The 17,785-nt window shown below is 69.5% G+C and carries 18 protein-coding genes; 13 read left to right on the top strand and 5 right to left on the bottom strand.

Features of this window, described 5'->3' with window-relative positions:
• Nucleotide 1 precedes the first annotated feature (1 nt).
• On the bottom strand, nt 2-1,834 hold the full coding sequence (locus tag ACWEOI_RS30450; protein WP_433673099.1) for a methylmalonyl-CoA mutase family protein: 1,833 nt from the start codon (nt 1,832-1,834) through the stop codon (nt 2-4).
• Between the two features lie 169 nt (nt 1,835-2,003).
• On the opposite strand from ACWEOI_RS30450, the gene ACWEOI_RS30445 reads away from it, so the two are divergent.
• On the top strand, nt 2,004-2,702 hold the full coding sequence (locus ACWEOI_RS30445; RefSeq protein ID WP_452361804.1) for a TVP38/TMEM64 family protein: 699 nt from the start codon (nt 2,004-2,006) through the stop codon (nt 2,700-2,702).
• Nucleotides 2,703-2,770: 68 nt separating this feature from the next.
• Here the strand turns inward: ACWEOI_RS30445 and ACWEOI_RS30440 are convergent, their stop codons facing one another.
• The gene (locus tag ACWEOI_RS30440) at nt 2,771-3,400 is read right to left on the bottom strand and encodes a TetR/AcrR family transcriptional regulator (RefSeq protein WP_452361803.1); all 630 of its coding nucleotides are present in this window, start codon (nt 3,398-3,400) and stop codon (nt 2,771-2,773) included.
• Between the two features lie 335 nt (nt 3,401-3,735).
• Here ACWEOI_RS30440 and ACWEOI_RS30435 point away from each other — a divergent pair, with 335 nt between their 5' ends.
• The 6 genes from ACWEOI_RS30435 (at nt 3,736) to ACWEOI_RS30410 (ending at nt 8,942) form a co-directional block, all read left to right on the top strand.
• Nucleotides 3,736-4,407 carry a response regulator transcription factor gene (locus ACWEOI_RS30435; RefSeq protein WP_452361802.1) on the top strand — a complete coding sequence of 224 codons (672 nt, stop codon included), beginning with the start codon at nt 3,736-3,738 and terminating at the stop codon, nt 4,405-4,407.
• A 62-nt stretch (nt 4,408-4,469) separates the two neighbouring features.
• Complete coding sequence (locus tag ACWEOI_RS30430) at nt 4,470-4,862, top strand: response regulator (protein ID WP_452361801.1); 393 nt, start codon at nt 4,470-4,472, stop codon at nt 4,860-4,862.
• Entirely contained in the window at nt 4,859-6,139 is a 1,281-nt protein-coding gene (locus ACWEOI_RS30425) for a sensor histidine kinase (RefSeq protein ID WP_452361800.1), read from the top strand. The genes ACWEOI_RS30430 and ACWEOI_RS30425 overlap by 4 nt, the downstream gene beginning before the upstream one ends.
• A 138-nt stretch (nt 6,140-6,277) precedes the next feature.
• A complete protein-coding gene (locus ACWEOI_RS30420; protein WP_452361799.1) occupies nt 6,278-7,150 on the top strand; it encodes an ABC transporter permease in 873 nt (290 codons plus the stop codon).
• Nucleotides 7,147-8,223 (top strand): taurine ABC transporter substrate-binding protein, encoded by a 1,077-nt coding sequence (locus ACWEOI_RS30415; protein ID WP_452361798.1) that lies wholly within the window; start codon nt 7,147-7,149, stop codon nt 8,221-8,223. Before ACWEOI_RS30420 ends, ACWEOI_RS30415 begins: the two co-directional genes overlap by 4 nt.
• Nucleotides 8,220-8,942, top strand: coding sequence for an ABC transporter ATP-binding protein (locus tag ACWEOI_RS30410; protein WP_452361797.1), 723 nt, complete (start codon nt 8,220-8,222; stop codon nt 8,940-8,942). The genes ACWEOI_RS30415 and ACWEOI_RS30410 overlap by 4 nt, the downstream gene beginning before the upstream one ends.
• 153 nt (nt 8,943-9,095) lie before the next feature.
• Here ACWEOI_RS30410 and ACWEOI_RS30405 read toward each other — a convergent pair whose 3' ends face one another.
• The gene (locus ACWEOI_RS30405) at nt 9,096-9,437 is read right to left on the bottom strand and encodes a transglycosylase family protein (RefSeq protein WP_433673090.1); all 342 of its coding nucleotides are present in this window, start codon (nt 9,435-9,437) and stop codon (nt 9,096-9,098) included.
• Nucleotides 9,438-9,905: 468 nt separating this feature from the next.
• Here ACWEOI_RS30405 and ACWEOI_RS30400 point away from each other — a divergent pair, with 468 nt between their 5' ends.
• The 6 genes from ACWEOI_RS30400 (at nt 9,906) to ACWEOI_RS30375 (ending at nt 15,933) form a co-directional block, all read left to right on the top strand.
• A complete protein-coding gene (locus ACWEOI_RS30400; protein ID WP_433673089.1) occupies nt 9,906-10,652 on the top strand; it encodes a helix-turn-helix domain-containing protein in 747 nt (248 codons plus the stop codon).
• A gap of 167 nt (nt 10,653-10,819) precedes the next feature.
• Nucleotides 10,820-11,899 carry an ABC transporter substrate-binding protein gene (locus ACWEOI_RS30395; RefSeq protein WP_452361796.1) on the top strand — a complete coding sequence of 360 codons (1,080 nt, stop codon included), beginning with the start codon at nt 10,820-10,822 and terminating at the stop codon, nt 11,897-11,899.
• Nucleotides 11,896-12,732, top strand: a complete 837-nt coding sequence (locus ACWEOI_RS30390; RefSeq protein ID WP_433673087.1) for an ATP-binding cassette domain-containing protein — start codon at nt 11,896-11,898, stop codon at nt 12,730-12,732. Before ACWEOI_RS30395 ends, ACWEOI_RS30390 begins: the two co-directional genes overlap by 4 nt.
• Nucleotides 12,725-13,591, top strand: coding sequence for an ABC transporter permease (locus ACWEOI_RS30385; RefSeq protein WP_452361795.1), 867 nt, complete (start codon nt 12,725-12,727; stop codon nt 13,589-13,591). The genes ACWEOI_RS30390 and ACWEOI_RS30385 overlap by 8 nt, the downstream gene beginning before the upstream one ends.
• 36 nt (nt 13,592-13,627) lie before the next feature.
• Nucleotides 13,628-14,974, top strand: coding sequence for an LLM class flavin-dependent oxidoreductase (locus ACWEOI_RS30380; RefSeq protein WP_452361794.1), 1,347 nt, complete (start codon nt 13,628-13,630; stop codon nt 14,972-14,974).
• Between the two features lie 20 nt (nt 14,975-14,994).
• On the top strand, nt 14,995-15,933 hold the full coding sequence (locus tag ACWEOI_RS30375) for a TauD/TfdA dioxygenase family protein (RefSeq protein WP_452361793.1): 939 nt from the start codon (nt 14,995-14,997) through the stop codon (nt 15,931-15,933).
• A 71-nt stretch (nt 15,934-16,004) separates the two neighbouring features.
• Here the strand turns inward: ACWEOI_RS30375 and ACWEOI_RS30370 are convergent, their stop codons facing one another.
• Nucleotides 16,005-17,243, bottom strand: coding sequence for an SPFH domain-containing protein (locus tag ACWEOI_RS30370; protein ID WP_433673083.1), 1,239 nt, complete (start codon nt 17,241-17,243; stop codon nt 16,005-16,007).
• On the bottom strand, nt 17,243-17,674 hold the full coding sequence (locus ACWEOI_RS30365) for an NfeD family protein (protein WP_357082268.1): 432 nt from the start codon (nt 17,672-17,674) through the stop codon (nt 17,243-17,245). The genes ACWEOI_RS30370 and ACWEOI_RS30365 overlap by 1 nt, the downstream gene beginning before the upstream one ends.
• Nucleotides 17,675-17,785 lie beyond the last annotated feature (111 nt).

The raw sequence follows: 17,785 nt of genomic DNA, 5'->3' as shown, positions 1-17,785 counted from the left end.
TCTACGCTCCCAGCTTCTCCAGCAGACCGGACAGAGCCGCCACCGCATCCATGCGCGCGGTCACGAAACCGTCGGGGCGCTGGGCGCCGGTCAGGTCCGCGACCGCCTTCTCGGGTCCGGCCAGCAGCACGGTGGTGACACCGGCCGCCCGCAATTCCTCCACCGCCGCGGCGGCGTCGGTGCCGTACCGCTTGTCCGACCCGCACAGCACCGCGATCGACGGACCGGCCTCGGTGACCGCCTCGATGCCGCCGGAGGCCAGCAGGTTGGTGGAGAAGGTGACACGAACATTGTTCTCCGACACCGGGCCCAGCGGAACCAGGCGCACCCGCGGGCGGTCGCCGTTGGCGGCCAGGTAGACGTCGGAGCGGTTGCGCAGCGCCTCGAAGGCGGCGCCGTAGCGGGCGGTCTCGTCGGCGCGCGCGGCCTCCGACAGCGGCTTCTCGCCCAGGTTCGGGAACTCGTTGACACCGGTGACGGCCGTCTTGCGGTGCGCCACATCGGAATCGCGCCGGGCCTTGGTCTCGCCGATGCGCTCGGCGAGCAGACCCGCCTGCAGCGCGGCCAGGTAGCCGCCGGCGGCCTCGATCTCCTGCATGAACTCCCACGCCTTGGCGGCGAGCTCATCGGTGAGCGACTCCACGTACCAGGAGCCCGCACCCGGGTCCTGCACGTGGCCGAGGTGGGATTCCTCGAGCAGCAGCAGCTGGGTGTTGCGGGCCATGCGCTCGGAGAACGCCTGCGACACCTCGAGTTCCCCGGCGGGCAGGGCGGCGTCGAAGGGCAGCACGGTGACGATGTCGGCGCCGCCGACGCCCGCGCCGAACGCGGCGAGCGTGGTGCGCAGCATGTTCACCCACGGGTCGCGCTGGCTCATCATGGCCGCGGAGGTCACGGCCTGCTGCGGCGCGTTGCCGGCGGACGGAGCGCCGCAGACGTGGGCCACGCGGGCCCACAGCTTGCGGGCGGCACGGAACTTCGCGACCGTCTCGAACTGGTCGTCGGTGGCGGCGAAGCGGAACTCCAGCTGCCCCAGCGCATCCACGATGTCGGCGCCCGCGTCGGTGAGCGAGCGCAGGTACTCCAGGCCGGCGGCCACGGCCGCGCCCAGCTCCTGCGCGTCGGAGGCGCCCGCGTTGTGGAAGGCCACGCCGCACACGGTGATCGCGCGGATGGTCTCCGGGCGGGCCACCGCCTGCTGGGCCAGCGCGACCGCGCCGTCCAGGTCGATGGCGGAGGTGCCCGCGAACAGGCTCGTCAGCGGGGTCGCGCCCAGCGAGACGCGGATGTCGGCGCGGTTCGGGACCGTGGTCGCGTTGGCCGCGGCGTAGGCGTCGAGCACCGAGAACAGCTGGGCGGCGGCCTCATTGGCGGCCGGACCGGCGTCCAGGGTGAGCGGGGCCAGCTCGAATAGCAGGCCCCGCAGCGCGGTGGCCAGGCCCTCGACCGGGACGCCCCGCTCGGCGACGCCCAGCTGCACGGCGCTCACGCCGTTGTCGAGCGCGAACAGGATGTCGGCGTTGACGGCCTTGGCGTCCTTACCGGCGAACTTCTGGCTCACGAACCAGCCGCGGTGCACGTCGCGGGTGGCGTCGCCACCGCGCACGTAGGGGAACTGCCCGGGCAGCGGCTGCTCGGGCAGTTCGTCACGGCGCGTGTAGAGCGGGTTGACCGTCAGACCGTCATAGGTCGTGACCGCGAGCAGCTGCTCCGGCTCGTCCGGCAGTTCGCTCGCATCCACCCTGCGGGCCTTCGCCAGCACCCCGGCGACACCCTTGCGCCAGGCGGCATACTCGGGCACCGGATCGGTGTCCGAGTCGGAAGCAATCGGCATAGCTGCTGTTCCTTCTTCCACTCCCTGACCGCGGTGCCCGTTGGGCCGGCATTCGCGCAGATCAACGGTCACTTTGGTTAACGAGCATTCCTCGTCTTTCCCCTGATGCTAGCGGCACCCCGGTAATTGCCGTCTCCGGAGTCTCGCTACCAGCGGGTAACCTGGCGCGGTGCCAACAACCGTGAGCTCCCCGCTCGAGCGCGTATCCGGGCTGCTCAACCGCCTGCGCCAACCCCGCACCCTGGCCTTGCTGATCGGCTGCGGACTACTCTTCGCGCTCGCGGCCTTCGCGCCGCATCCGGCACCCCAGCAGATCCGGCAGTGGGCCGATTCGGTCGGGCCGCTGCTGCCGCTGGTGTTCTTCGCGGTGCACACACTGGTGTGCGTAGCGCCGTTTCCCCGAACGATTTTCACACTCAGCGCGGGCATGCTGTTCGGGTCGACGGAGGGGCTGACACTCGCCATCACCGCCACCACGGTGAGCGCGGTGCTGGCATTGTGGCTGGTGCGCGCGCTCGATCACGAGCGAGTCCGAGCCCGGCTCACCCATCCGACGGTGCGGGCGGTCGACGCGCGGCTCGCGCGGCGGGGCTGGCTGGCGATCGGATCGTTGCGGCTCATCGCCTTCGCGCCGTTCTCGATCGTGAACTATTGCGCGGCACTGTCTTCCATCCGGTTCACGCCGTACCTGGCGGCCACCTTCCTCGGCATCATCCCGGGCACGGTGGGGACCGTGCTGCTCGGTGACGCGCTCACCAATCGGACCTCCCCCGCGCAGATCATCGTCACTGTCGCATGCCTGGCGGTGGGCGTGATCGGCCTGGTCGTGGACGCTCGCATGACGGTCGGTCAGGTGGACCCGACCTAAGAAATATTGCACCCACTCGATATATTGATTTCGACACGGCCGGCGCGGGTCGGTGACCCGGAGGCCGGTCAGTCTCGCGCTGTGGCCCGGTCGGATACGAGGTGGGTGTCCAGGTACTGGCGGACCATGGTGGTCAGGGCGGCCAGCCGCATGGCGTCCAGTTCCGGCTGCGGGAAGGTGCCGGTGTGGATGGCGAAGCCGTCGAAGCAGAACACCACGATCGAGCCCAGGGCCAGGTTCTGTTCGGGGGTGAGTCCACGGGTGGCGGGCAGGCCACCGCCGGAGAGCAGGGCCGCGGCGTACTCGTCGCGGACCGCCGAGAGGTGTTCGCGCAGTTGCTCATCGGTGCGGGCCGCGATGGTCAGCTCCAGCCACACCGTATTGATGGGGTCGCGGGCGGCGTCGAGCCAGATCGCCAGCACCGCGTCGACGTCGCGCGGGTCGGGCAGCTCGGCCACGTTCGCGCCGAAACGCTCGATCTGGCGGCGACCGACCTCGGCCGCGGCGGCGGCCACCAGGTCGAACAGCGAGTCGAAGCGGCCGAACAGTCCACCGTGCGAGACGCCGGCACGCCGGCACACCTCGTTGACCGTGAGCTTGGAGTAGCCCTTCTCGACGATCGCCCGAATGGTGGCCTCGATCAGCGCCTCTCGCGTCTCGGCGCGCCGCTGGGCCTGAGTCCGCCGTACGGCCGTCACGACACTCTCCTCCAGGCTCAGCACATATCCGATCAACCGATCGTTTTCCTGCGACCACGCTACCAACCTGCCCCCACCTGCTCACAGTCCACCGGCCACCCGCGTGATCCGCGCGAGGACGGTGAGGTCCCCTCCTCCCCACCGCCCTCGCGTCTTCCATGGTCGGCCGCCGCGCCTGCCCCGGGCAGCCTGCCGATACCACTGATCAACGTGGTGCCTGCACCCCCTCACGGGCAAGGGGCACACCGGGATTGGCGCATCCGGATCCGCGGCGGCGTGATCGGGTAGCGCGGTACCCGTGCACGGGGGCGACAGCCGGAGGATCCTTGGATACCGTGAGTAGTACAGCGGTCACGGTCGTCGTGGCCGAGGATTCGATGCTGATCCGCGACGGGGTACTGCGGGTACTGGCCACCGACGACAGCATCGAGGTGGTCGGCACCGCCACCGATTTCGACGCCACCGCCGCACTGGTGCACCGGCACGAACCCGACGTCCTGATCACCGATATCCGCATGCCGCCCACCGGGACCGACGAAGGCATCCGACTGGCCCGGCAGCTGCGCGCCACCGGGCGGCGCACCGGCGTCATCGCCCTGTCCCACTACGCCGAACCCCGGTACGCGACCGGACTGCTCGACGGCGGGTCCGCCGGGCGCGGATACCTGCTCAAGGAGCACATCGCGCATTTCGACCAGCTGCTCAGCGCGGTGCACGTGGTCGCGGGCGGCGGATCCGTGCTGGACCCGGTGATCGTGGAGACGCTGCTGTCGCGCCGCCGCGAAGACGAACTGGTCGGACGCCTCACCGCCCGGGAAAAGCAGGTGCTCGCCGAGATCGCGGGCGGCGGTAGCAATCGGGCGGTGGCACAACGTCTTTCGCTGTCACAACGCGCGGTCGAGAAGCACATCAACTCGATCTTCGCCAAGTTCGGGCTCACCTCCGATCCCACCCTGGACCAGCGGGTCACCGCGGTGCTGCTGTATCTGGCGGCGCACTCCGGGTAGGGGTGTGTGCACCCTTTCCCGAAGCCCGCCCCGCGTCGCACCATGACAGGCATGGGGCGCACATGACCGAGCAGGTGCAGGTGTGGATCGTCGACGACGGGCCCACCTTCCGGCGCGCGGCCGCGGCGATGGTGGCCGCGAGCGCCGGATTCGTGCTGGCGGGCGAGGCCGACAGCGGCGAAGCGGCCCTCGAACTGACCCGCGGCGCGGGCACCGGACTGGTGCTGATGGACATCCACATGCCCGGCATGGGCGGCATCGAGGCCACCCGGCGGCTGCGGCGGGCGCATCCCGGCGTGGCGGTGCTGCTCATGTCGACCTACGACACATCCGATCTCCCCCACGAGGTATACCGGTGCGGCGCAGCAGGTTACGTACACAAGGAGACGCTGAGCCCGCAGTTGCTGCGCAGCATCTGGAGCGGGCTCACGCCACCCTCGACACCGGCGGGTTGAACGCCGGGAGCGGCGTGGACTCCGACGGCACCGACGTCCTGGCCCGGATCCGGTTGCGGCAGCTCATCTTCGCGCTGCTGATCGCGAACGGCGTGCTCATGGCACTGACCGTGGCCGTGGCGATCGGGCGGCCGACGATCTGGGTGTTCGCGATGCTGGCGCTGCTGGCCGTCGAATGCGCGGTCTTCGTGGTGACGCTGCGGATCGCCGCGCGGGGCGCGTTCGAAGCGGCCATCGCCACGTTCTCCGTATGCATCTGGACCGGAGCGCTGGCCGCGTCGTGGCTGTCGCCGTTCACCCTGCCCCTGCACGTGGTCGCCGCGATCATCCCGGCCATCAGCGCGATCCCGTACGTGCAGCGCCGCCGTCTGCTGCTGTACTGCCTCGCGACCCTGGCCACCACCTTCGGGTGCGCGGCGCTGGCGCTGCCGGTGGTCGCCTCGGTCGTCGCGCCGATGGTCGCCGAATACTTTGCCACCATCGGGTTTCCGGCCGTGACCGCGCCGATCCTGCTGGTGGTCTGGCACACCGCGGCCACCATGGGCGATATGGCGGTGATCGCGCGCCGCAATGCCGACGCGCTGCGCTCCTCCCAGCGGCTGCTCGCCGAACGCGCCGACCAGCTCACCTCCTCACGCGCGCGCCTGGTGGCGGCCACCGACGCCGAACGGCGGCGGCTGGAACAGGATCTGCACGACGGGGCGCAGCAACAGCTGGTCGCGGTGGCGATCACGCTGCAGCTGGCCCGCCAGACCGTGGCCGCCGATCCGCCCGCGGGCGTCGAATTGATCGGAGAGGCAGGCGAACTGCTGCAAACCGCGATCGCCGAGATCCGCCGCCTCGCCCAGGGCATCTACCCGCCGCTGCTGGCCCGTGAAGGCCTGCCGGGCGCGCTGCCCGCCGCGGCCGCCCGCTCCCCCATTCCCGTACGGGTGCGTGCCGACCGGATCGGGCGGTATCGGCCGGACATCGAAACAGCCCTCTACTACTGCTGCCTGGAAGCGTTGCAGAACAGCGCCAAACACGGCGGGCCCACCGCCACCGTCACCATCGCCGCCCATCAGGGTGACGCCGGGCTGGTGGTCACCGTCACCGATACGGGCGGCGGGTTCGACCCCGATCGCGCCACCGACGGCACCGGGCTGACGAACATGCGCGACCGGCTCGCGGTGATCGGCGGCAGCTTGCGCGTCGACGCCCGCCCGGGCACCGGCACCCGGCTCACCGCCACGGTTCCCACCCGGCCGCTGGCGGACCCGGTTTCAGAATCACGCTGATCCTGGCCCTGTTCGGCGCGATGCCGCCCCGACAGGATCGGGCCGGACGGTTTCGGTCTCGCACCGGCGCCGCAGGCCCACCCGTCGGACAGAGAGGCGCACCCACGTGAGTCCCCACCACGTGCCCGGAACACCCGCATGATCAGTATCGGCGCGACCCGATCCACGACCACCCCCGCCGACCGGGCCCGAATCACCCTGCCCGCCGGACCGATTCGCGGCCTCGCCGTGCGCGCGGCATCGCTGGCCGGATTCCTGGCCCTGTGGTGGGCCGTCGCCGCCGCGAAACTCGTCGACCCGCAGTTCCTGCCGGGCCCGCAGGCCGTGTGGGACGCCTTCGTGCGCGCCAACAGCTGGCATCAGCTCGCGCCCGGCGTCCCGCGCGAGGTGCCCGGCGAGCAGAACTACTTCCTGTGGGAACACCTGCTGGCGAGCCTGCAACGCATCGCCGCGGGTGCGGGCGCGGCCGTGATCCTCGGTCCGATAGCCGGTTTCGCGCTCGGCACCTCCCGGACGCCGGCGACCATCGTCGGGCCCTACCTCAACTTCGTGCGGACGCTGCCGCCGCTGGGCTACATCGGGCTGCTCATCGTCTGGTTCGGCATCGGCGATACCTCCAAGATCTGGTTGTTGTTCCTGGCCGCCTTCCCGCCCATCGTGATCGCGACCATGGCGGGCGTGCACCAGGTTTCGGCCGACCGGATCAATGCCGCCCGCTCGCTGGGGGCCGACCGGGTGCAGGTCGTCACCCGGGTGCTGCTGCCCGCCACCCTGCCCGAGGTCATCGGCGGGATCCGGGTCGCGGTCGGATTCGCTTGGACCACCGTGGTCGCGGCGGAGCTGAACAACGGCATCCCCGGTATCGGCGGGCTCGCCTTCCTAGCCGGTCAGCAGCTCAATACCGCGCTGACCATGGCCTGCATCATCGTCATCGGTCTCACCGCGCTCACGCTCGACGCGGTCATCAGTCGGATCGGCGCGCTGGTCGTGCCGTGGAAAGGCCAAGCATGAAACGCGTTGCCCGTTCAGTACGCGCAGCCGCGGCCCTGGCGGTCGCCGGGCTGCTCACCGCGTCCCTGACCGCGTGCGTCCAGTCCGGGCGCACCGATCAGTCCCGCGGCGGCGGGGAGCAGGTGGCGTGCCCGGTGGCGGTGGACGAAACTTTTACCGGCACGGTGCGACTCGGCTATCAGGAGATCCCCAACGGGGACCTGATCGTGAAGGACGCGGGACTGCTCGAGACCTGCCTGCCCAAGGCGACCATCACGTGGAGCAAGTTCGCCTCCGGCGCGACCGTGATCCAGGCGTTCGGGTCGAACTCCCTGGATCTGGGTCTGCTCGGCAGCGCGGCCGCCGCCCGGGCCCTGTCCGCGCCGCTGAACATCGGCATGAAGGCGGTGTGGATCCACGACGTGATCGGCGCGGCCGAATCGCTCGTCGTGAAGGACCCGGCCATCACCTCGGTGGCGGGCCTGCGCGGGAAGAAGGTCGCGGTCCCGTTCGCCAGCACCTCGCACTACAGCCTGCTCGCGGCGCTCACCGCCGCCGGGGTCGAGCGCGACGTGACGCTGGTGAACATGCAGCCCGACGCCATCGCCGCGGCCTGGCGGGGCGCCGATATCGACGCGGCGTTCATCTGGGAGCCGACGCTGTCGGAGCTGGTGAAGAACGGGCACGTGGTCACCACCGCCGCCGAGACCGCCAAGGCCGGCAAGCCCACCTACGACCTGGCGGGCGCGCGCACCGAGTTCGTGACGGCCAACCCGCGCTTCCTGGAAGTGTGGACCGCGGCGCAGAACTGGGCGGTCACCCTCATCAACACCGCGCCCGACAGCGCCGCCACCCGGATCGCCGCGCAGCTCGGCGTTCCGGTCGCCGACATCCGCAAGCAGCTCGGCGAGTACGGCTACCTCGACGCCGCGGCCCAGGCCGGTCCGGCCTACCTGGGCAAGCAGCTGGGCGCGGATCTGAAGGCCTCGGCCAACTTCCTGTTGAGCCAGGGCGAGATCCAGGGCCTGGCGGCGCCGGAGGCGTACGCCGGGGCGGTCCACGCGGGGGCGGCCACCAAGGTCAGCGCGAAATGACCGCCGTGGTCGACCAGCGCGACCGGGTGGTGCTGACGGAGGTCTCCAAGACCTATGACACCCCGACCGGCAGCACCGTCGCGCTGTCCCCCACCGATCTGGTCATCGAGCCCGGCGAGTTCGTGAGCGTCGTCGGGCCGTCCGGATGCGGCAAGACCACGCTGCTGCAACTGCTCGGCGGGTTCCTCGAACCCAGCATCGGAACCCTGCTGGTCGGTCAGGACCGCGTCGACGGGCCGAGCCCCGAACGCGGAGTCGTCTTCAAGTCGCCCACCCTGTACCCGTGGCTCACCGTCCGCGGCAATGTCGAGTTCGGCCCGAAGTGTCGAGGCGTGGACAAGAAGGCGCGGCGGGTCGCGGCGGACCGGCTGCTCGCGCTGGTCGGGCTCGGCGACGTCGGCGGCAAGCGGCCCTACGAGCTGTCCGGCGGGATGCAGCAGCGGGCGCAGATCGCGCGGGTGCTGGCCAACGATCCGCGCATCATCCTCATGGACGAGCCGTTCGGCGCGCTGGATCAACTGACCCGCGAGCGGTTGCAGGTGGAGTTGCTGCGCCTGTGGCGCGAGGCCGGGAAAACCATTGTGTTCGTGACCCATTCGGTGGAGGAAGCGGTATTCCTGTCCACCCGGGTCCTGGTCATGAGCGCCCGGCCGGGCGCGTCATCGTGGACCGGGCCATCACCCTGCCCGGCGACGACACGGGCGGTGCCCGAGAGTTAGCTGTCACCGCGACGCCCGAATTCCAGGCTCTCGAGATCGAATTGGCGCAGGCGATCTACGAAGCCCACGCGTGATCGCATGGAATACGACAATGGCCCGTGCCGCATCGTTGCGGCACGGGCCATTGTGAATTCCGGCTGAGCGGAACGCCTATTACAGGTAGGCGCCGCACACGGGCCAGGCGCCCCGGCCCTGGCCGGCGAGCACGTTCTCCGCGACGCGGATCTGCTCTTCACGGCTGGCGTTGGCGGCACTGCCCGCGCCACCGTAGGCGTTCCAGGTGCTCTGGGTGAACTGCAGGCCGCCGTAGAAACCGTTGCCGGTGTTGGCGCCCCAGTTGCCGCTGCTCTCGCACTGTGCGACAGCGTCCCAGTTGCCCGAGGCGGCCGAGGCGGTCGCCGTCGACAGCGCGAACGGGACGGACACGAGCGCGCCCACAGCCGCGGTGGCGGCGGCGATACGAGTGCGGGTGGTGAGCTTCCGGTTGCGATGCATAAGTTTGTTTCCTTGCCCCGCTCCCACCGGCCCGTGCTGCTCGCTGCGGGTCCCCGTCCCCAGGGGTATCGGTTGCTCTCGAATCGCGGGACGGAGTTGCCGGTGTTCGTCGATTCGAGCTGGAGCCCGGGTTTCTCCGAGCCGCTAGCGACGGTAACGGAAAGATCTCCGCAAATCACGTATCGATCACAAGCAGTTGACGAAACGATTGCGACAGCACTTTATGTGGTTTACGCAGTTCGACGCGGAGAGTCGGAGAATGACATTTCTGGAATTCAGGCACGAATTTGTGAGCGAGGTCACGCATAAAAGGTGACCCCCATCGCGTAATACAAACGCGACACAGAACGATTCGCGCGCGAAAACGCGGCGTGACCGGCTCGGATCGTGCTGCGCGCAACCGTTGCCCCAGGTCAGAGCACTAGGGATAGTGCCTGGAACGTCGTTTCGGGTCCCCCAGGAGGAACCATGGCCGCCATCGATGAACCCCGGTCCGGAGCCCGCGCTGTCGACCGCGCGATCCACGTCCTGAACTGCCTCGAGGGCGACGATCCCGAGCTGTCGCTGAGCGAACTGGCCCAGCGGGCCGCGCTGCCGGTCAGCACCACGCACCGGCTGGCCCAGGCGCTGGTCCGGGGCGGGCTGCTCGAGCAGGACCCGGCCACCGACCGGTATCGGGTCGGACAGGGGCTGGCCACGCTGGCCCGGCCCGCGCTGGCCCGCCTGGGCCTGGACTCGATCGCGCCGCACCTGTACGCGCTGGCAGCGGGCATCCGCATCACCGTCAGCGTGAGCGTGCCCGAGGCCGACGACGCGGTCACGGTGTTCCAGGCCCGCCCGCCCGTGCACTTCTGCCACCATCAGGTGCCGCGCGCCCGGCAGTCGCTGCACGCCAGCGCGACGGGCCACGCGTTGCTCGCCTACTCCGCCGGCCGGGCCGCAGCCGATGTCGACCTCGACCGGGTCCGGCACCGGGGGTTCGCCAGCGAGCTCATCGAGACCGAGGATCCGATCCGCGCGCTCGCGGTGCCCATCGTCGGACCGCACCGGCAGGTGCGGGGCGCGCTGGCGGTGCAGGCCCGTTCGGCGCGCTTGGATGGCGAGCTGATCCGTGCCGTCGTCCCCGCCATGCGCATCGCGGCGGGGCGGATCGCGCCGTTGTTCCAAAACACCGGCGACACAATGCTTTCCGCCGCCGAGTTTCGCTCACGCTGATTTCCACATCGTGAAATGGCGGTTGCCGGGGCCTCCCGGCCATCGCAGCATGTGAGCACTCCGATCGACCGTCCCCACCCCCCGAAGAGGAATCCCCATGCGGCTCTGTTGTCGTCCCCGCCACGAAACCCATTCCGCGACGGACACATTCACCGAAAGACATCCCCATGGCCTTCTCTCTCCGCCCCGCGCGGGTGCGACGCGCGGTCGCCGCCGCGATCGCGGTCACCAGCGCGGCGGTCCTGCTCACCGGCTGCGCCAAGACCGACGCGGGCACGACCGCCGACGGTAAGACCGTCGTCCGCTATCAGGGCAGCACCGGCCAGGTCACGGCCTTCGAGCTCGCGGCCGACCTCGGCTACTTCACCAAGATCGACCTGCACTGGGAGGGCGACACCACCTCCGGCCCGGCCAATATCCAGGCCGCCGCCACCAAACAGGTCGAATTCGGCAGCGCCTTCAACGGCGCGGTCATCAAGCTCATCGCGGGCGGCGCGCCCGTCACCTCCGTGCTCAGCTCCTACGGCGCGGACGAACTGAACTTCACCGGCTACTTCGTGCGTGACGATTCCCGCATCACCTCGGCGCGCGACCTCATCGGCAAGAAGGTCGGCGTCAACACCCTGGGCGCGCACCACGAATTCATCACCCGTCAGTGGCTGCACGATCAAGGGCTCAGCGACGCCGAGATCAAGCAGGTGCAGCTGGTCGTGCTGCCGCCCGCCAATACCGAGGACGCGCTGCGCAACGGGCAGATCGACGTGGCCGCGCTCGGCGGCGTCTTCCGCGACACCGCCATCGGGCGCGGCGGGATCCATCCGCTCTACACCGACAAGGATCTGTTCGGCCAATTCGATTACGGCACCTATGTCTTCCGCAACGACTATCTGAAGTCGCACGCCGACGCGGTGGCCGACTTCGTGCAGGGCACCGCGCGCGCCACCCGCTGGCTGCAGGTGACACCGCGTGACGAGGTGGTGGCAAAGTTCGCCGACATCATCCACAAGCGCGGGCGCAACGAGAACACCTCGCTGCTGCAGTACTACAAGAGTTCCGGCGTCCCGGTCCCCGGCGGCGTGGTCGCCGAACGGGAGCTGCAGATCTGGATCGACTGGCTGGTCCGCAATGGCGAACTGCCCGCGGGCAAGCTCGCCGCCAAGGACCTCTACACCAACAAGGACAATCCGTACGCCAACGGGAAGTACCCGGCGACCGGCGGCCCGAGCGGCGAGGCGGTGACGAAATGAGCACGGCCGCGGTCAAACTCGCGCTGTCGGGGGTCCGGAAGGAATTCCCGGTGCGGGGCGAAAAGGAACCGCTCACCGCGATCTCCGATATCTCCGTCGATGTCCGGGACGGTGAGTTCCTGGTCCTGGTCGGGCCCAGTGGTTCGGGCAAGTCCACCCTGCTGGACCTGCTCGGTGGGCTGGATCGGCCGACCGCCGGGCAGATCCTGCTCGATGGCGCACCCGTCACCGGGCCGGGGCTCGATCGCGGCATCGTGTTCCAGCAGTACGCGCTGCTCCCCTGGCGCACGGCCCGGGCCAATATCGAATTCGGGTTGGAGGCCAAGGGCATTCCCCGCCGCGCCCGCAAGGGAATCGCCGAACACTATCTGGAACTGGTCGGACTGGCCGGATTCGGCAACCGGTACCCGCACGAATTGTCCGGCGGCATGAAGCAGCGCGTCGCCATCGCCCGCAGCCTGGCCTTCGATCCGGAAGTGCTGCTGATGGACGAGCCGTTCGCCGCGCTCGACGCCCAGACCCGGGAGTCGTTGCAGGACGAGCTGTTACGGATCTGGCGGGCCACCGGCAAGACGGTGCTGTTCATCACCCACGGCATCGACGAAGCCGTCTACCTCGGGCAGCGCGTCGCCGTACTGACCTCGCGGCCCGGGCGGATCAAGGCCGTGGTCGATATCGACCTGGACCGGGCAGCCGACCCGGATGTGCGGTCCAGTGAACGGTTCCGCGAACTGCGCCACCACGTGTGGTCGCTGCTGCACGACGAGGTCGCGCGGGCCCAGGACCTGGAGCAGGCCGCGCTCACCGCCGATCGGAGGAATTCCCATGTCTAGCGCTGTGCAACTGGTCGACGCACCCGTCGAGATCCCGTCCCGCACCGCCGATCGCGCGACGCCGCGGCCGAAACGGGCCGCCTCGGTTCTGCCCACGATCGCCCGCATCGGCTGGCGGATCGGCAAACCGGCCGTGGTGATCGCGGCGTTCCTCGCGGTGTGGGAGGCCGCGCCGCGGCTGGGCCTCGTGGACGAGATCTTCCTGCCGCCGTTCTCGACGGTGGTCGGGGCCGGGCTCGAGCTGATCCGCAACGGTCAGCTCTGGGAACACGTGTCCACCAGCCTGACCCGCTCGCTCATCGGCTTCGCCATCGCACTCGTGACCGCGATTCCGGTGGGTGTGGCGATCGCCTGGTACCGGCCGGTCGCGGAATTCCTGAACCCGGTGCTGGAACTGTTCCGCAATACCGCCGCCCTCGCCTTGCTGCCGGTGTTCATCCTGATTCTCGGCATCGGCGAGACCTCGAAGATCGCGCTGGTGGTGTACGCCGGGTTCTTCCCGATCCTGCTCAACACCATCAGCGGCGTGCGGACGGTGGACCCGCTGCTCGTGAAATCGGCCGTCTCACTCGGCTTCTCGCCGCTGCGGCTCTTCCAGAAGGTGATCCTGCCCGCAGCCGTGCCGTCCATCTTCACCGGTATCCGGATGGCGGCTTCGGGCTCGATCCTGGTGCTCATCGCCGCGGAGATGTTCGGGGCGCGGGCCGGGCTCGGGTACCTGATCACCGCCGCGCAGCAGAACTTCCAGATTCCGGACATGTACGCCGGGATCGTCGCCATCGCCGTGGTCGGGCTCACCTACAACGGTGTGCTCGTGGCCATCGAACGGCGGCTCTCCCGCTGGCGCGCGCACCGCTAGCCGCCACCCCTGACACCATCGAAGGATCACTCCCCTATGTCCGACCCCCGCAAGACCTTCCATCTCAACGCCTTCCTCATGGGCGTCGGCCACCACGAGGCCGCCTGGCGGCATCCCCGCACCCGCGAACACCAGGTGCTCGAGGTCGGCCACTTCCAGGAGCTCGGCCGCATCGCCGAACGCGGCCGGCTCGACTCGGTGTTCTTCGCCGACGGGCTCGCGGTCGGGCCGCGCATCAAACGCAACGCCCTCGCCGTCTTCGAACCGGTCACCCTGCTCGCGGCCATCGCCACCGCCACCGAACACGTGGGCCTCATCGCCACCGCCTCGACCAGCTACAACGAACCCTTCAATCTGGCCCGCAAATTCGCGTCCCTGGACCACATCAGCGGCGGGCGCGCGGGGTGGAACATCGTCACCTCCGGCAGCGAGGACGAGGCGTTCAACTTCGGCTTCGACGCCATCCCCGAACACGCCCGCCGCTACGAGCGGGCCGAGGAGTTCGTCGATCTGGCCGTACAGCTGTGGGACAGCTGGGAATCCGACGCCGTCGTGCTCGACCCCGAGACCGGCGTATTCGCCGACCCGGACAAGGTGCACACCCTCGACTACCGCGGCGAGCGATTCCGGGTCCGCGGGCCGCTGAACTCCCCGCGCAGCCCGCAGGGGCGGCCGCTGCTCGTGCAGGCCGGATCCTCTGAGAGCGGAAAGGAATTCGCGGCCCGCCACGCCGAGGCCGTGTTCACCGCTCAGCGCACACTCGCCGAAGGCCAGGCGTTCTACCGGGACCTCAAGGCCCGCCTGCCCAAGTACGGGCGGTCCGCCGACGACCTGAAGGTACTGCCCGGCCTGGTGCCGTTCATCGCCGGCACCGAGGCCGAAGCGCGGGCGCTGGAACAGGAATTCACCGACCTCATCTCCCCCGACTACGCCCTGCGGCAGCTGTCGACGCTGCTCGGCGTCGACCTCACCGAACACGCCCTCGACGCGCCGCTCCCGCCGCTGCCCCCGGAAAGCGAGATCGAAGGCGGCAAGAGCAGATTCACCCTCGTCAAGGAGCTCGCCGAGAAGGAGGAGCTGACCGTGCGCCAGCTCATCGGCAAGCTCGGCGGCGGCCGCGGCCACCGCACCCTCGCCGGCACCCCCGAACAGATCGCCGACGACCTGCAGACCTGGTTCGAGCAGGGCGCGGCCGACGGCTTCAACATCATGCCGCCGTACCTGCCCGGCGGGCTCGAGGACTTCGTCGACCAGGTCGTGCCGATCCTGCAGCAGCGCGGCCTGTTCCGCACCGAGTACACCGCCACCACGCTGCGCGGCCACTACGGCCTCGCCCCGGTGGAAAGCCAGTTCACTCCCGTCCGCACCCAGGCCACCGCCTGACCCCCGAAAGGAAACCCCTCATGACCACCGTCACCGAGCACCCCGTCGGCACTTTCCAGATCACTCCCGTCGCCGGGCACATCGGCGCCGAGATCAGCGGCATCGACCTGCGCGACGACTTCACCGACGAGCAGATCGCGGTCCTCACCGCGGCACTGCACGAATACAAGGTGCTGTTCTTCCGCGATCAGCGCATCGGGCACGCCGAGCAGATCGCCTTCTCCCGCCGCTTCGGCGCGGTCACGCCCTCGCACCCCTACGACGACGACGCGCCCACCGAGCACCCCGAGATCCTCGCCGTCGACAGCCGGCTCTACGAAAAGCGTTTCGGGAAGAAGAAATTCAGCTACACCAACCAGTGGCACACCGACATCTCGCCGCTGATCAACCCGCCCGCCGCCTCCCTGCTGCGGGCCGACATCGCGCCCGAGCGCGGCGGCGACACCCAGTGGACCAATCTGGCGGCCGCCTATGCGGGACTGCCGGATTCGCTCGCGACGCTGCTCGACGGCCTGCGCGCCGAACACCGGTTCGGCGGCAAACTGCCCGTGTGGGACGCCGACAGCGACTACGCCAAGCGCGTCGCGGCGGCGCCGCTGGTCACCGAGCATCCGGTGGTCCGCGTGCACCCGGTGACCGGGGAACGCGTGCTGTTCGTGAACCCCGGCTTCACGACTCGCATCGTCGGCCTGAGCCCGCGGCAGAGCGACGCGCTGCTCGAGCTGCTGTACGCCGAGATCGCCGACCCCGCGTACACGGTCCGATTCCGGTGGGAGAAGGGCAGTGTCGCGTTCTGGGACAACCGCGCCACCGCGCATCTCGCGCCCAGCGACCTCGACCATCTCGACGTGACCCGGGTGCTGTACCGCACCACCCTCGAGGGTGAGGTGCCCGTGGGCGTCGACGGCGAGCCGTCGCGCTCGATCTCCGGCGAACGGTTCGACGGTTCCACGAACTGACCGCTACCGACGACGAGGCCCTCCCGGCACTGCCGGGAGGGCCTCACTCGATGTCGCGATCGGGAAATCCGTCAGTGACCCTGGGGACGCGGCGGCTGCGGCGGGTTCTGCCAGCGCTGGTCCGGCGGTTCCGGCCGGTACTGCGGCTGCACGGGCGGAGTCGGACGCTGGGTGTGCGGCAGCTGCTGCGGCGCGACCGTCGGCGGCAGGCTCATCGGCTCGACCGGGGTGCGGGCGTCGGCCTCCGCGGCGCGCACGGCCTGCTGGGTGGCCGGGTCGGTGGCCGTATCGAACCAGTCGGCGACCTCGTCGGAGTCGTCCTCGGTCGAGGATTCCGCGCCGTCAGGGGCCGGCTCGTAGCGGAAGACGCCGTCCTCGCCCTGCTTGCCGAAGCCGCGCGCGAACCCTTCGAGGGCCTTGCCGAAGTCGCTCGGCACCAGCCACACCTTGTTGGCGTCACCCTTGGCGACCTGCGGCAGGGTCTGCATGTACTGGTAGGCCAGCAGCTCGGGGGTGGGCTTGCCGTTCTTGATGGCGGCGAACACCTTCTCGATGGCCTTGGCCTGGCCCTGCGCCTGGAGATACGCGGCCGCTCGCTCACCCTGGGCGCGCAGGATGCGGGACTGCCGCTCACCCTCGGCAGTCAGGATCATTCCCTGCTTGGAGCCCTCGGCCGCGAGGATCTGCGCCTGCTTCTGGCCCTCGGCCGTCTTGATCGACGCCTCACGCTGACCTTCGGCGGTGAGGATGATGGCGCGCTTCTCGCGGTCGGCCTTCATCTGCTTCTCCATCGATTCCTGAATCGACGGCGGCGGATCGATCGCCTTCAGTTCCACGCGCGACACCCGCAGGCCCCAGCGACCGGTGGCCTCGTCGAGGACGCCGCGCAGTTCACCGTTGATCTGATCGCGAGAGGTGAGGGTTTCCTCGAGGGTCATGCCGCCGACCACGTTGCGCAGCGTGGTGATCGTCAACTGTTCAACGGCGGCAATGTAATTGGAGATCTCGTAGACGGCGGCCTGCGGGCTGGTGACCTGGAAATAGACCACCGAGTCGATCTGCACGGTCAGGTTGTCCTTGGTGATGACCGGCTGCGGCGGGAAGGACACCACCCGCTCGCGTAGGTCCACCTTCGCGCGCACCCGGTCCGCGAACGGCACCAGGAAGGTCAGCTGCCCGGACACGGTCCGCGAATAGCGGCCCAGCCGCTCGATCACGGCGGCCTCCGCCTGCGGCACCAGCGCCACCGACTTGAAGACCACCACTACGACCAGAAGTATGAGTACGACGGCGACTATCAGTACAGCCATCACTGCCCTTTCATGACGACGGCGTGCGCGCCGTCGATCCTCATGACGTACACGGTCGAACCGACGGGATAGGTCTCCGAGGCGTCGTACGGGCGCGCACTCCACACCTCTCCGCCGAGCTTCACGCGACCACCGTGCTCGTCGACCGTTTCGAGCACCTTGGCGGTCTTACCCGGCAAAGCGTCCACCCCCGTCTGATGCGGTGGCGGAGTCGCGTAGCGCCGCAACAGGAATGGGCGCACCAGCGCCAGCAGCGCGATCGAGGTGACACCGAACACGACCGCGTCCACCAGCACCGGGGCCCCCGTGAGCGCGTTCACGCCCGCGGTGATGAGTGCGGCGACCCCCAGCATGATCAGCACAAGAGTGCCCGTGAGCATCTCGGCCGCCGCGAGCAGGATGCCCGCGACCAGCCAAACTATTGCGGCCACGCCACAACAGTAACTGTATTTGCGGGGCCCGGCTGCTATTCGTGATCACTCCGAGCCCCGCGACCGGGCACATCGGACACCGATCAGCGGAATCCGTGCACAACCTGCCCA

It is taken from the genome of Nocardia sp. NPDC004340 (assembly GCF_053602575.1).
Note: the sequence above shows the minus strand (reverse complement) of the source record. Positions and strands in the feature narration are given on the sequence as shown.